General features: G+C 60.6%; 15 protein-coding genes and 1 tRNA gene. 7 read left to right on the top strand and 9 right to left on the bottom strand.

All coding sequences use genetic code 11. The annotated features are described in order from the left end of the window. Positions 1-66 precede the first annotated feature (66 nt). Both DYST_RS02105 and DYST_RS02100 read right to left on the bottom strand, forming a co-directional pair. Complete coding sequence (locus tag DYST_RS02105; protein ID WP_239949676.1) at positions 67-831, bottom strand: SDR family oxidoreductase; 765 nt, start codon at positions 829-831, stop codon at positions 67-69. A gap of 77 nt (positions 832-908) precedes the next feature. Beyond that, the gene (locus tag DYST_RS02100) at positions 909-1,292 is read right to left on the bottom strand and encodes a YidH family protein (protein ID WP_102304682.1); all 384 of its coding nucleotides are present in this window, start codon (positions 1,290-1,292) and stop codon (positions 909-911) included. Positions 1,293-1,430: 138 nt separating this feature from the next. Between DYST_RS02100 and DYST_RS02095 the strand changes: the two genes are divergently transcribed. Beyond that, positions 1,431-1,970 carry a DUF2058 domain-containing protein gene (locus DYST_RS02095; RefSeq protein ID WP_239949674.1) on the top strand — a complete coding sequence of 180 codons (540 nt, stop codon included), beginning with the start codon at positions 1,431-1,433 and terminating at the stop codon, positions 1,968-1,970. 28 nt (positions 1,971-1,998) lie between these two features. Here the strand turns inward: DYST_RS02095 and DYST_RS02090 are convergent, their stop codons facing one another. After that, positions 1,999-2,454 (bottom strand): hypothetical protein, encoded by a 456-nt coding sequence (locus DYST_RS02090; RefSeq protein WP_239949672.1) that lies wholly within the window; start codon positions 2,452-2,454, stop codon positions 1,999-2,001. Then, positions 2,451-3,317, bottom strand: coding sequence for a hypothetical protein (locus DYST_RS02085; protein ID WP_239949670.1), 867 nt, complete (start codon positions 3,315-3,317; stop codon positions 2,451-2,453). Before DYST_RS02085 ends, DYST_RS02090 begins: the two co-directional genes overlap by 4 nt. Positions 3,318-3,749: 432 nt before the next feature. Between DYST_RS02085 and DYST_RS02080 the strand changes: the two genes are divergently transcribed. The 4 genes from DYST_RS02080 to cycA all read left to right on the top strand — a co-directional run bounded on the left by DYST_RS02080 (position 3,750) and on the right by cycA (position 8,239). Then, complete coding sequence (locus DYST_RS02080) at positions 3,750-4,634, top strand: oxidoreductase (RefSeq protein WP_239949668.1); 885 nt, start codon at positions 3,750-3,752, stop codon at positions 4,632-4,634. 25 nt (positions 4,635-4,659) lie between these two features. Beyond that, complete coding sequence (locus tag DYST_RS02075; protein WP_239949666.1) at positions 4,660-5,658, top strand: AraC family transcriptional regulator; 999 nt, start codon at positions 4,660-4,662, stop codon at positions 5,656-5,658. A gap of 96 nt (positions 5,659-5,754) precedes the next feature. Next, on the top strand, positions 5,755-6,483 hold the full coding sequence (locus DYST_RS02070) for a 2OG-Fe(II) oxygenase (RefSeq protein WP_239949664.1): 729 nt from the start codon (positions 5,755-5,757) through the stop codon (positions 6,481-6,483). Positions 6,484-6,826: 343 nt separating this feature from the next. Then, entirely contained in the window at positions 6,827-8,239 is a 1,413-nt protein-coding gene (gene cycA / locus DYST_RS02065; protein WP_239949662.1) for a D-serine/D-alanine/glycine transporter, read from the top strand. Positions 8,240-8,383: 144 nt separating this feature from the next. Here the strand turns inward: cycA and DYST_RS02060 are convergent. The 4 genes from DYST_RS02060 to DYST_RS02045 all read right to left on the bottom strand — a co-directional run bounded on the left by DYST_RS02060 (position 8,384) and on the right by DYST_RS02045 (position 11,579). Next, positions 8,384-8,459 (bottom strand) — tRNA-Gly (locus tag DYST_RS02060). Positions 8,460-8,520: 61 nt separating this feature from the next. Then, positions 8,521-9,129 (bottom strand): CDP-diacylglycerol--glycerol-3-phosphate 3-phosphatidyltransferase, encoded by a 609-nt coding sequence (gene pgsA / locus DYST_RS02055; RefSeq protein ID WP_239949660.1) that lies wholly within the window; start codon positions 9,127-9,129, stop codon positions 8,521-8,523. A 129-nt stretch (positions 9,130-9,258) separates the two neighbouring features. Beyond that, positions 9,259-11,088, bottom strand: coding sequence for an excinuclease ABC subunit UvrC (gene uvrC / locus DYST_RS02050; protein WP_239949658.1), 1,830 nt, complete (start codon positions 11,086-11,088; stop codon positions 9,259-9,261). A 17-nt stretch (positions 11,089-11,105) separates the two neighbouring features. Next, entirely contained in the window at positions 11,106-11,579 is a 474-nt protein-coding gene (locus DYST_RS02045; RefSeq protein ID WP_239949656.1) for a low molecular weight protein-tyrosine-phosphatase, read from the bottom strand. A 198-nt stretch (positions 11,580-11,777) separates the two neighbouring features. Between DYST_RS02045 and DYST_RS02040 the strand changes: the two genes are divergently transcribed. Both DYST_RS02040 and DYST_RS02035 read left to right on the top strand, forming a co-directional pair. Beyond that, the gene (locus DYST_RS02040) at positions 11,778-12,197 is read left to right on the top strand and encodes an energy transducer TonB (protein WP_239949654.1); all 420 of its coding nucleotides are present in this window, start codon (positions 11,778-11,780) and stop codon (positions 12,195-12,197) included. A gap of 66 nt (positions 12,198-12,263) precedes the next feature. Further along, positions 12,264-12,422 (top strand): hypothetical protein, encoded by a 159-nt coding sequence (locus DYST_RS02035; RefSeq protein ID WP_239949652.1) that lies wholly within the window; start codon positions 12,264-12,266, stop codon positions 12,420-12,422. A 4-nt stretch (positions 12,423-12,426) separates the two neighbouring features. On the opposite strand, the gene kdsB is transcribed toward DYST_RS02035, so the two are convergent. Continuing rightward, entirely contained in the window at positions 12,427-13,200 is a 774-nt protein-coding gene (gene kdsB / locus DYST_RS02030; protein WP_239949650.1) for a 3-deoxy-manno-octulosonate cytidylyltransferase, read from the bottom strand. Positions 13,201-13,259: the final 59 nt, after the last annotated feature.

Raw genomic sequence — 13,259 nt, 5'->3', positions numbered from 1 at the left:
GGCCACTAAGTGGGACATGAAAACGGCGCCGTAGTGATACGGCGCCGTTTTTTGATGCGATTTAGCTCAGGTTCGAGTGATGGAAACGCCGCCATCCACGAGCATCGCCGTTCCCGTCACAAAGCTCGACGCATCTGACGCTAGATAGAGCGCGGACTGCGCAATCTCTGCCGGTTTAGCCAGACGTTTCAACGCATGTAGACCCTGTACAAAGGCAAGCGACTCGGGGGTATTGGCAACTGCGCGCCCCATCGGCGTATCCGTGCCTCCCGGCAGGAGCGCATTCGACCGAATGCCCTGCGCGCCGTACTCGGCCGCGATGACCTTACTCAGGCCGATAAGCCCAGCTTTGCTCGCCGCATATGCTCCCATTCCCGGAAAACCCACCGTGTGGCCCACAAAGGTGGATGTAAAAATCAGTGAGCCGCCGCCCCTGGTCAACATGGCGGGAATCTGATGCTTGGCACCCAGAAACGCCGCGGTGAGATTGGTGTTCAGCGTTTCGCTCCACGACGCGATCGAAAGCTCGTGGACGGGGTTTGCGTCACCCGTCATGCCCGCATTGTTGAATGCGATATCCAGGCCACCGAAGGTGCCCACGGCCACTTCAACCAGATGGCGAGCCACAGCCTCGTCCTGAATGTCGCCGGCCACCGCCATGGCCTGCCCGCCGGCACGCTCGATCTCGGCGACCAACGCGTCAAGCTCCGCTTTTCGTCGCGCGCCTACAACAACCTTTGCCCCTTCCTTGGCAAACAGCTTTGCCGCTTCGTATCCAATACCCGAACTGGCGCCGGTGATGATGGCGACCTTGTCCTTGAGTTGATTCATGCTCACTGCCCTTCTCGTTTCATCGGGCAGGGCAAGGTAACTACGTAAACAGCTGCGTTATATCCGGATCTTGCGCTTCAACTCAGTGCCGCAATCTGCCTGGCCACGTATCCCGTGAGGAAGATCGCCATCAGCACGAGCAGTATGGCCATCGCCCGCGCCACCCAGGAATCCCCGTACATCGACGACTCCGCCGACTCGATCGCGCGCCGGTTGCGATAGAAGCGCAGCGTGGCGCCGACGATCATCAGCGCACCCACCAGCAGCAAGCCCAGCCCCAGCCATTGCGAGGCACGCGTATGAAGCCCCTCGGCTGCGCGTTCGGCGGCCCGCGTGGTGAAGAGCAGGAAGATATCGAAGCGCTCCAGCAGAAAGCCGAACGCCATCACCGAGATCGCAGTACGCACCCAGGCCAGATAGGTGCGCTCGTTGGCCGAATGATCGGAGAAACGCGGTATCACGGCATGTCCTTTTCATCGGGCGCCGACGCCCCTGCCCAGGTCATGATGCCACGTACGATCTCGCCTCCGCCGAGCAGGTCAGCCAGAGCTGTCGCAGAACGGCGCTACAATCTGCGGTCAGGCTTCCCGGAATTTCCCATGCGCAACCCTCTACAGGAACAACTACTCAAGGCCGGTCTCGCCAAGAAGGGCAAGGTCGACCAGATAGCGCGCGAGCAGGTCAAGCAACGCCAGGGCAAAGGCATGGCCTCGCCTCCGGAAGAGAAGATCGACGCGCAGCGGCTGCTGACCGAAAAGGCCGAGCGTGACCGCGCCCTCGCCGCCGAACGCAATGCCCAGGCGCAGGCGCGCGAAATCGGCGCGCAGGTACGCCAGATTATCGAGACCAACAAGGTCAAGCGCGAAGGTGAGATCAGCTACCGCTTCACCGATGGGGACAAGATCCACAGCATGCCGGTGAGCGAAACCCTGCGTACCCAACTGGCCAAGGGCGTGCTGGTGGTTGTACGCGCCGGCGATAGTTATGAGCTGCTGCCGCGCGGTGCCGCCGACAAGATTCGCGAGCGCGACGCTTCGCTTATCGTGCTGGATCACGGCAAGTCGGCTGAAAACGCCACAGCCAGCGAAGACGACGAGTTCTACAGCCAGTTCAAGGTGCCCGACGACCTGGCTTGGTGAGGCTTAGGGCTACCGGAGATACCGCGCATTACGGTTGCCTTCGGTACTTCAAAATTACAAATATCGAATTACCCACATCAAAGGCCACAAGCAACCCATAAGAAAAAATGGAGTACAAAAGCGCCTCAAAAAAAATTGAGTGAATATTCTCTAAAATAAATGGAACTTTTGATCCACGAATGATTAGAAATACAACGCAAACAAATATCAGTGAAAGCTGCTCCAACAATGACCACTTCATGCTTGCAATTGCCTGACTAAAATCAGCACTTCGCTCAAAATCGATAATTTGACTCATTCTGGTCAAAACGAGACCCAGCGTAGCACAATTGACCGCAAAGAGACCGGCCAGTATAGCAAGTAGATTTAATGCAAGATAATCAGAAACAGTGGTGGACTTAAAAAGTATCTGAGTAAACGCAAGCATGCACCCTAAAGAAAATGCAAAAACAAGCGACCTAATTGTCGGAAGAACGTTTTTCATTCCGTCGTCAATATTTCTTTTAGCATATCCACGACAGCCTCCGGAGCACCATTCATGATGATTGAGTCAACCTCAATTTGACGAATATCCTTTTGTGCCCGCATTGTTTTCTTCACCCCTCTGATCTTCAATGTGACGTCGCCACCTCCCTTGCTCGCATAGTCCACAAGAGATGTTAGGCCGGGATTATTTGAATCAACATTGAGCACCGCAGCTTGGTCAGGCTCAAGTGTTAACTTCGTCTTCGCCGTATTGGTACTTTTAGCCAAATTTTTCAAGTCATCATCGAGCGAAGCCGAGATGTTTGACATATTCGGTGTTACGAGCTCGAAAGTAAGGCGCTTAATTCGCGACCCGTACTCATTTACGAGCTGCCAAAACGCACGCTCTTCGAATAGAGGTTCCACATGTGCACGCAGCCCCCACTTCTCCAAGTGAACGTTGGCTGTGCCTTCAATAATCTTCGCAGGAGTCATTGCAGCAGCGAAAGCAGTCACCCGCTGTTGCACTGCAATAATCTGTCTATCGGGATCATTCCATATTGCGACATATACAGCAGGCCAGTTATCCAAATCCTCCTTCTTGAAATCCCTGGTTTCACGGCGAAGATGCCGGTTCGCCGCCATCTTAAAGAGATAAAAATCCCCGACCTGATGGACTAGACTGTGCTCTACGCGGACTCCCCTAGATATGAGACGCTGAGCGGAAAGAAGCGCCTCTGAGAAGTAATCGTTTTTCCTCGCCAAAAGAGCGCTAACATCCGACGAACCTTGGAAAAGCCCATCAGTGAGGTTTCGATTGATCGGAAGAATCTGGTACCTAAAAAGGCAAAAAAGCGCGTTAGCGTCCTGACCCAAAAGCATTTCGAAGCTCCATGATAAATACGATTAATCTCATTCTTTAAGATCGCCCCAAAACCAAGTCTGCCTTTGAGTCCCGCTGAGGTCAAAAGCCAGGGTGCCGAGATAAGTCTCGAGAAGGACTACTTGGCAACCGATGCACCATAGTTAACACTTCTTAGCGGCATGAAGCCTCAAATCTTGAATTTCTTACGATACGCGTTCATCGCTATAGGTAGCGATCAGGCCGCCGCCGCAGAGCCTCGAGCCGATCGTCGCTTCCGAGCCGAGTCGCCATTCGCCACAGAACCTTTGCGACCGCAGCCTGCACTACAGGTGCCCGACGACCTCACCTGGTAATCCAGCCGTGCCACTTTTGGCGCAATCGGATTACCCGCCGCCCCGGCCCGCCTCCTAAGGTCTGTCTACCCACATGACCCCAGCAGGAGGTTACCCATGTCCCAGGTTTGGCTTATCACCGGTAGTTCGCGCGGTTTCGGCAAAGCATTGGCGGAAGCCGTGCTTGACGCCGGCCACCAGCTCGTCGCCACGGCCCGCCAGCCGGCCCAGCTCGCCTCGTTGGTGGAGCGCTACGGCAGCCAGGTGAAAACGGTTGCGCTCGACGTGACGGACGCCAAAGCGGCACAGGCTGCCATCCAGGCAGCCCTCGACGCCTTCGGACGTCTCGACGTCGTGGTCAACAACGCCGGCTACGGCAACCTGGCCACGATTGAGGAAGGCAGCGATGCCGATTTCCGCGCCCAGGTAGAAACCAATCTGTTCGGCACCGTAAACGTGACCCGCGCAGCCCTCCCCGTGCTGCGCAAACAGCGTTCCGGCCACATCATCCAGTTCTCGTCGATCGGTGGACGCATCGGCGTGCCGGGGCTTGGTGCCTATCAGGCTGCCAAATGGGCAGTGGAAGGTTTTTCGGAAGTGCTGGCCAAGGAAGTCGCCGGTTTCGGCATCCACGTGACGCTGATCGAGCCAGGTGGTTTCCGCACAGATTGGGGTGGCCCGTCCATGACGGTGTTCGAGCCAGCGGCCAATTCGGAATACACCGCCGTACTCGCTCCCATGCTCAACGCGCGCCGCAGCTACGTGGGCAACGAAACCGGCGATCCGACCAAGGCTGCACAAGCCATTTTGGCCATCGCGCGCGAACCGCAGCCGCCGTTGCGTCTGTTGCTGGGGTCGGATGCAGTATTCCTGGCCGAACAACAGTCCGCGAAGATGGCTGCTGAGGACGCAAAATGGCGTACGCTCAGCCTCTCGACCGATTTCGACCTGACACCGGAAGCCGCCGAAGAGCGCGACCGGATGGTGCAATCGGTAATCTGATCACATCCGCTCGGGTAACCCAACAATGAGAGCCGATCAGATCCCGCTCAGCCGTGGCGCCTTCGTGCGCATGACCGAGATCGGCCTCGACGTGCCCGCGGTGCTGACGCACGCGGGCCTGTCGCTGGATCTCATGGAAGTGCCGCGTCCGGTGGTGACCACCGCACAGTTCTTCGCGTTCTGGCATGCCGTTGAGACTATCTGCCGTGATCCATTGCTGGGCTTGAAGCTCGGCGACGGCACGCGGCACGAGGTCTACGACATGGTGACCGCTGCCGCCCTGCACGCCAGCACATTGGGCGACGCCCTCGACAAGCTGGCGCGCTACAAGCGTCTGACCTGCCCCGAAGATGTGGTGGTAGAACTCACGCGCGATGAGGCTGCGGTGTCTATGCGCTGGATGTTGGCGGAGGGCCATGCGCCGCAGTTGCTCGTCGATGCCATCTTCGCCTCCAACTTTGCCCTGGCCGAACGTGGCACGGGGCGCCCCCTGCACTTGCGTCGCATCGAACTGACCCGGCGGCCGGTCGACGGCGAGCTACTGCACGCGCACTTCCGCTGCGAGCTGCGCTTCAACGCGCCGCAAGATCGCATCGTCTATCAGCGCTTAGACCTGGAATTGCCCTTCGTCACACACGACGATGGATACCTCACCGACCTGCTCCCGGTCCTGGAAGGCTCCCTGCGCGAACAGACCGCCGCCACACCGTTACGGGATAGGGTGTGGAACGTGCTCGCGCGAGGCATGCGCGGCGGTCACTTGCGCATGGCCCAGGTCGCCGACACCCTGCATCTGAGTAGCCGCACGCTGCAACGCCGGCTCGGTGAAGCCGGTACGAGCTACCAGCAGGTGCTTGATCAGGTTCGCCACCATCTCGCACGTCGGCTACTGGATGCCACCGACCTGGACACGGGAGAAATCGCCTTCCTACTGGGCTTCGAGGAACTCAATTCGTTCAATCGCGCCTTCCGCCAATGGGAGGGCGACACGCCCACACGCTGGCGCTCTGCAGCCCCAGGCTGAACATCACCGCGGGGGGATTCTTGCGCAGCGCAAGAACCGGATGTTCATGAGTGCCGTACGCGTACATGCTGTGTCGATGCACGCCAGAGCCATCCTATGATCATGACATCCATCAGCCCTTCACTCGCGCAGCGTCTGCACGATAGTGATTGGGGTGCGATCACCGAACAATTGAACGCAACGGGCAGTGCGCGACTGCCAGGCCTGCTGGAAGCCGGCGCGTGCGAAGCGATATCGACGCTTTACGCGCAGCAGAACGGTTTCCGCAGCCGCGTGGTGATGACCAAACATGGCTTCGGGCGCGGTGAGTACAAGTACTTCTCCTACCCTCTGCCTGCGCTTGTGCAACAACTGCGCACGCTGTGCTATCCGCATCTCGCCCATGTTGCCAATGCATGGCATGCGCAATTGGGCATCAACACGACGTTTCCCGATACGCTCGACAGTTTTCTCGCCCGCTGCCATGCCGCGGAACAGCGGCGCCCCACGCCCCTGCTGTTGCAGTACGGCCCCGGCGACTACAACTGCCTGCATCAAGATCTGTACGGCGAACACGTATTTCCGTTGCAGGTGGCCATTCTGCTGTCCGAGCCCGGACGTGATTTCAGCGGCGGCGAATTCGTACTCACCGAGCAACGGCCGCGCATGCAGTCGCGCGTCGAGGTGGTGCCGCTTCGCCAAGGCGACGCGGTGATCTTTGCGGTCAACCATCGCCCAGTCAGCGGTACGCGAGGCACGTACCGGGTGGCCATGCGCCACGGCGTCAGCCCGATCCGCGACGGGCAGCGCCATACGCTGGGCATCATCTTCCACGACGCGCAGTAAGGCCCCGGCCAGTTAGCCCGGCCAAGAAATCATAGGGCCTGTTAATCCTATTCGCGTGGCCCGCGCTGGGATCTTTTTGCCCGCCAGACAAGGAAGAGCGAAGGAGTGTACGTCCGTACACGACTGAGTGATGACGCAGTATGGCGGGCAAAAAGACCCAGCCCGAAGGTTGCTTGTCCGTAGCCGCCCGGCGGCAGCGCGCGGCTTGACCTGGCCACCAGCCAGGCCAGCGCCACGCACCACCACCGGCCAGCTACGGACAAGCAACGCGGGCTACGCGAATAGGGTTAACAGGCCCTAAGATGGCCCCTTCCGCCAAGCTTCCGAGGGGACCGGGCCGCCGATGCAGAGCCACGATACTGCCGTTGCCACCGAAGGCACCGAGCACCACCTGCAGCGCAATTTGCGCAACCGCCACCTACAGCTGATCGCCATTGGTGGCGCCATCGGCACCGGCCTGTTCATGGGGTCGGGCAAGACCATCAGCCTGGCTGGCCCTTCGGTGATCTTCGCCTACGCCATCATCGGCAGCGTGTTGTTCTTCATGATGCGCGCGATGGGCGAGCTGCTGCTGTCCAATCTGCATTACAAGTCGTTCGTCGATTTCAATTACGACCTGCTCGGCCCTTGCGCTGGCTTCTTCACTGGGTGGACCTACTGGTTCTGCTGGGTGGTCACCGGCATCGCAGATGTGGCCGCCATTACGGGCTACATCCAATTCTGGGCACCGGGCGTGCCCCTGTGGCTGCCCGGCGCAGTATGCATCGGGCTATTGCTCAGCCTGAACCTGCTGACAGTGAAGCTGTTCGGCGAGATGGAATTCTGGTTTGCGCTGGTGAAGATCGTCGCCATCGTGGCGTTGATCGCCGTTGGCATCGTGCTGATCGCTATCGGTTTCACCTCGCCTTCGGGTGCCAAGGCCGCGGTATCGAACTTGTGGGCCAACGGCGGGTGGTTCCCGCACGGCGGCAGCGGATTTATGGCGGCATTCCAGATCGCGGTGTTCGCCTTCGTCGGCATCGAGCTGGTCGGCACTGCGTCGGCTGAGGCGCGCGATCCGGAGAAGACACTGCCGAAGGCGATCAACTCCATTCCCATCCGCGTGATCGTGTTCTACGTGCTCGCCTTGCTGGTGATCATGACGGTGACGCCGTGGAACGAAGTGGTGCCGGACCGCAGCCCCTTCGTCAATCTGTTCATGCTGATCGGCATTCCGATCGCCGCCAGCCTGATCAACTTCGTGGTGCTCACCTCCGCCACATCGTCGGCCAACAGCGGCATTTATTCGACGGGACGCATGCTCTACGGCCTTTCGGCCGGCAAACTCGGACCGCGTCCGTTCGCCAAGCTGAGTAGCAACAACGTGCCGGCCAACGGTCTGGCCTATTCCTGCGCGTTGCTCTTTATCGGCGTGTTCCTGCTCTACCAGGAAGGCGATGTCATGAAGGTCTTCACCATCGTCACCACGATCTCCAGCATCTGCTTCATCTTCGTGTGGTCGCTGATCATGATCGCCTACATGCGCTACCGGAAATTGCATCCGGAGCGCCACGCCACGTCGATCTTCAAGATGCCCGGCGGTGTAGTGATGTGCTGGCTGGTGCTAACGTTCTTCGCTTTCGTGCTGTGGGTGTTTGCACAGAAGGCGGACACGCTACAGGGGCTGATCTATACACCGCTGTGGTTTGTGTGCCTTGCCATCTGCTATCCGTTCTATCGGAAGCAGGCGATCGAGCATCGCAAGCACACGCACTGATAGTGCCGACTCGTCGGGCTCATTGCTCGCTCGCAATGAGCCCGCTTGGCGATCACCGCAGAGGAAGCACCTGGTGGTGAGCCATAAAAAAAGCGACCCGGAGGTCGCTTTTTTACTGATCGCGATGCATCGATCAATGAAATCTGGAGCGGGAAACGAGACTCGAACTCGCGACCCCGACCTTGGCAAGGTCGTGCTCTACCAACTGAGCTATTCCCGCATCGGAGTCGCGCATTGTAATGGGTAATGCGCGGCCGTCAAGCACCTGTCACAAACAATATTCAGTCTTCGCTCCGCGGCAACGGATGGCCCGTCGCGTCTCCCCGGAGGCTGGGCCAGGCCGCGCGCAGGTAGTACAGGCCCGACCAGATGGTGAGAATGCCGGCGACCACCAGCAGCGCCTCGCCAATGTGATACAGGCGCAGCGCCTCGGCGCTCTTCTCGTGCTGCACGATCAGCACCACCAGCGCCACCATCTGCATGGCGGTCTTCAGCTTGCCGATGAAAGCCACTCTTACCGTCGAGCGCATGCCGATCTCAGCCATCCATTCACGCAGGGCCGAGACGCTGATTTCACGCCCCACGATCACCGCCGCCGTTATCGCCATCAGGATGCCCGGCCAGCCGCCGCGATGCGTCTCCACCAGCAGAAACAGGGTGACCGCCACCATCAGCTTGTCAGCCACCGGGTCGAGAAAAGCCCCGAAGGCCGAGGTGAGATTCATGCGCCGCGCCAGGTAGCCGTCCAGCCAGTCGGTGATGGCCGCCAGCATGAATACGATGGCGGCCGTGATGTTGTGGCCCGGAAACTGCCAATAGAACACCACCACCATGACCGGCAATAGCAGCACACGGAACAAGGTCAGCCAGGTGGGCAGGTTGATGTGCATAAATCCTTTCCGGGTTGAAGCAGTCAGCAGAGTGAATCGGCCATCATCGAATCGGCTGAAGCCCTGCCTTCGATCATGCGGGATTTTGGCTTTCGCTGAAATGACGGATCACACCCGGATCCGCGTCGATCAGCCATGGAGTGCAGCATAAATGCGTTCGGCTAGCCCGCGATCAATGCCTTTCACACGAGTCAGCTCCTCCACGCCGGCCGCCTCGACACCTGACAGGCCACCAAAGGCCTTCAACAGTGCCGAGCGTCGACGCGCGCCCACTCCTGGGACATCTTCGAGCACGCTGCGTTCCCGCGCTTTCTCGCGCCGCTTGCGATGCCCGGTGATGGCAAAGCGATGCGCCTCGTCGCGCACGGCCGCCACCAGGTGCAGGGCCGGTGACGCCGACCCCGGATGCAGGTTGCGTCCGGAGTCGGCCAGTACCAGCGTTTCCTCGCCCGCGCGGCGGCCCGGCCCCTTGGCCACGCCGACCACGTTGATGCCCGTTACGCCTAGCTCCCGGAGCACATCCAGCGCCTGAGCCACCTGCCCGCCACCGCCGTCGATCAGCAGCACGTCGGGCTTGGCCCCATCGCCCTCCGCGACCTTGCGGAAGCGTCGAACCAGGGCTTGATGCATCGCGGCGTAATCGTCGCCGGGCGTGATGCCAGTGATGTTGAAGCGGCGGTAGTGCGACTTTTCCGGACCTTCCGGTCCGAATACAACGCACGATGCGACGGTCAGTTCGCCCTGCGTATGACTGATGTCGAAGCACTCGATGCGACGCGGCGGCTCACCGAGTTCCAGCAGCTTCTGCAGATCGTCGAAGCGGGCTCCCAACGTCTGGCGGCTTGCCAGCTTGGCCGTGAGCGAGGCTTGGGCATTGCGCTCCGCCATTTGCAGGAACCGCGCGCGCTCACCACGCACACTCGACTTCAGCTCCACCACGTGACCGGATTGTTGCGCCAACACCTCACCAAGGATCTGCTGGTTCGGCAGCGTCTCGCCCAGGATCAGCTCGCGTGGCATAGGGCGATCAAGGTAGTACTGCGCGATGAACTGCTCCAGTACATCGGCCGGCTCGGCGTCCAGCGGTAGGCGCGGGAAGAAGTCGCGCGTGCCGAGACTGATGCCATCGCGGAAGAACAGCACGCTCACGCAGGCCATGCCCGCCTCGATGCGGCACGCCAACACGTCCATATCCGCGCTAGCACCCTGCACGTGATGTTCCGCCTGCAATTTGCGCAGGGCCGCCACCTGATCGCGCAGCGACGCCGCCCGCTCGAATGCCAGCGACTTGCTGGCCTGCTCCATCTGCCCGGCCAATTCGTCAATCACCGCACTGCTGCGCCCCTCGAGGAACATCTCCGCGTGACGCACGTCGTTGCGGTAGTCATCCACGGTGATCAGCTTTACGCACGGCGCCGTGCATCGACCGATCTGGTGCTGTAGGCAAGGCCGTGAGCGATTCTTGAAATAGCTATCCTCGCACTGCCGCACCTTGAATAGCTTCTGCATCAGGTTGAGGCTTTCGCGCACGGCGAACGTGCTCGGGTACGGTCCGAAATAGCGCCCCGGCATGTTACGTGCGCCGCGATGGAACGCGAGCCGTGGGTACTCTTCGCTGCCCGACAGATAGATGTACGGGTAGCTTTTGTCATCGCGCAGCAGAATGTTGTAACGCGGTTTGAGCGACTTGATCAGCTGCGATTCGAGCAGCAGCGCCTCACCCTCAGTGCGCGTTACCGTGATATCGACGCGCGCGATCTGCGACACCATCGCCGCAATACGCGGTTCCATGCGCGGCTTGAGGAAATAGCTACCGACGCGCTTCTTCAGGTTGCCGGCTTTTCCCACATACAACAGGTCGCCTTCCTCGTCGAAATAACGATAGACGCCCGGCGACGTAGAGAGGTTTTTGACGAAAGCCTTGCCGTCGAAGGCTTGCGGCGGCGGAGTGGACTGCATCGCGTAATTCTATCCGCTCACCCGCGCCGCAGGCGTGCGATCAGGCCATCCACGCCCTGCTCCGCCAGCGCCACGGCATGACGGAAGCCTTCCTCCGCACCAAAGTACGGATCGGGGAATTCCTCCGGCTCGGTCACGCTCGCCCAGGGCAGAAACAGCGTAGGTTCCACCCCGCGCCCACGGCGGGTCTCTTCGAGGTACGCCAGATTGTCCCGGTCCATGGCCAGCACCCAGTCAAACTCCACAAAGTCCGACGTCCGCACCTGGCGCGCCCGATGCGGCGCAAGGTCGTACCCTGCGGCAGCGGCGGCCCGCACCATCCGGGGATCGGCTCCTTTGCCAGCGTGCCAGTTTCCCGTGCCGCAGGAGGCTAGCGTCAATGCCAGGCCCGCCTCTGCACTGCGTTGGCGCGCCACGGCTTCCACCAAGGGGGAGCGGCAAATATTGCCCATGCAAACGAAAAGAATGGACAGACCTTCGCGAGTTCTCATCAGAAACAATGTTCCTCTCAGGCCCTTATGGCGCGAATGTCGACAAACCAGGCGCAGGACTCTACGGCCCGCCTTGCGCAATTCATTCTTATGGCTGCGCAACAGGCCACTATCAAGCCCGCCCGCTGTGCCAGAGGACATGATTGTTGCCAAGCGCACAGCCCGACTATGCTTGGGTGGTTAACAGGGGGGAAGAACGTGAAGAGCAAGCTGATGACGACAGCGGCCTGCGTTGCCGCGATCATCCTGGGTCAGGCGGCTTTCGCCGGGACCGCTGCACAGGATTCATCCGCGCCAGCGGCCGCATCATCCGCCGCGAGTCATGCCGACAGCGTATCTGCCGACCGCCCAGCCAGCGTCGACGAGGATCGCCCCCAGCCCGCGCCCCGTTATTCCACCGCCATGAAAAACGCCGGTGTCGCGGGCACGGTGGTGGTGATGGTGCAGGTGGGCGCCGACGGCAAGGCAAAGTCTTTCCACGTGATGATGTCATCCGGATCGACGGCACTGGACGACGAGGCCATCCGGACGGTGAAAGCCTGGTCGTACAAACCGGCGATCAAGCAGGGCGCACCCGCCGACGGCTATGTGCAGATCCCGATTACCTTCAACAAATAGCCAGAATCCGCCCGTTCTGCGCGACGCGTCGCGGCGCAGGGGACGGAAGGAACGGTAGAGATACGCATGGGCTGTTTGCCACTACCCATTCTATTCGTGCTCGGCTTCTTCATCGGCCGCCTCATCGCCGGCAACAACGGCGCCCTTTGGGGCGCCGGTATCGGGCTTGTCGTGGGCCTGGTGCTCGGCGGTTTGTTCGTGATGCTCGTACGCCGTCGACGCTGATCGATCAGCTGCCGCTCAACCAGCGCTCTGCGCGCTCCAGATCAGCCTCAGTATCGATGCCCGGCGGAAACGGTTCCGGCGTCAGGCGGGCGGCGATGGGGAAACCGTGCTCAAGCACACGCAGTTGCTCCAGTGACTCCGCCTGCTCCAGTGGTGTGCGCGCCAGCGTGGTGTAGCGCTTCAGAAAACCCGCCCGATACGCATAGATGCCGATATGGCGCAGGAACGGCACGCCTTCCGGCAGAACATCACGATGAAGCGCGAACGCATCGCGCGCCCACGGCGCCGGTGCACGACTGAAATACAGCGCGCGCCCACCGACCGAGCGCACCAGCTTGACCACGTTGGGATCGAACAGCTCGTGGGCTTCCGTAATGGGTGTAGCCAGCGTGGCCATGGGGGCATCGTCGTCGGCCAGTGCGCGGGCTACTTCACGGATGCCGGCAGCGGGGGCGAATGGCTCGTCGCCCTGAAGATTCACCACGATGGCATCGTCGGCCCAGCGATAGTGTTCGGCACATTCAGCCAAGCGATCACTACCGGACGCGTGATCGCTGCGGGTCATGCACACATCCACACCCTGCCCCTGCAAGGCATCGGCGATACGCTGGTCGTCCACGGCGACGATCACCTGCGCAGCACCTGCCTCCAGCGCGCGCTGTGCCACACGCACCACCATCGGCACGCCTGCGATTTCACGCAGCGGCTTGGCTGGCAAACGCGTAGAGCCGTAACGGGCGGGAATGGCGACGATGAAGGAGGGCGTGGCAGCGGACATGGTCACCTCGGGACGGAGCGCCAAGCGTAGCGGCTACATCTCCACAGGGCGAGTGACAG

The sequence above is a fragment of the Dyella terrae genome (assembly GCF_022394535.1).
GTDB lineage: Bacteria > Pseudomonadota > Gammaproteobacteria > Xanthomonadales > Rhodanobacteraceae > Dyella.
Note: the sequence above shows the minus strand (reverse complement) of the source record. Positions and strands in the feature narration are given on the sequence as shown.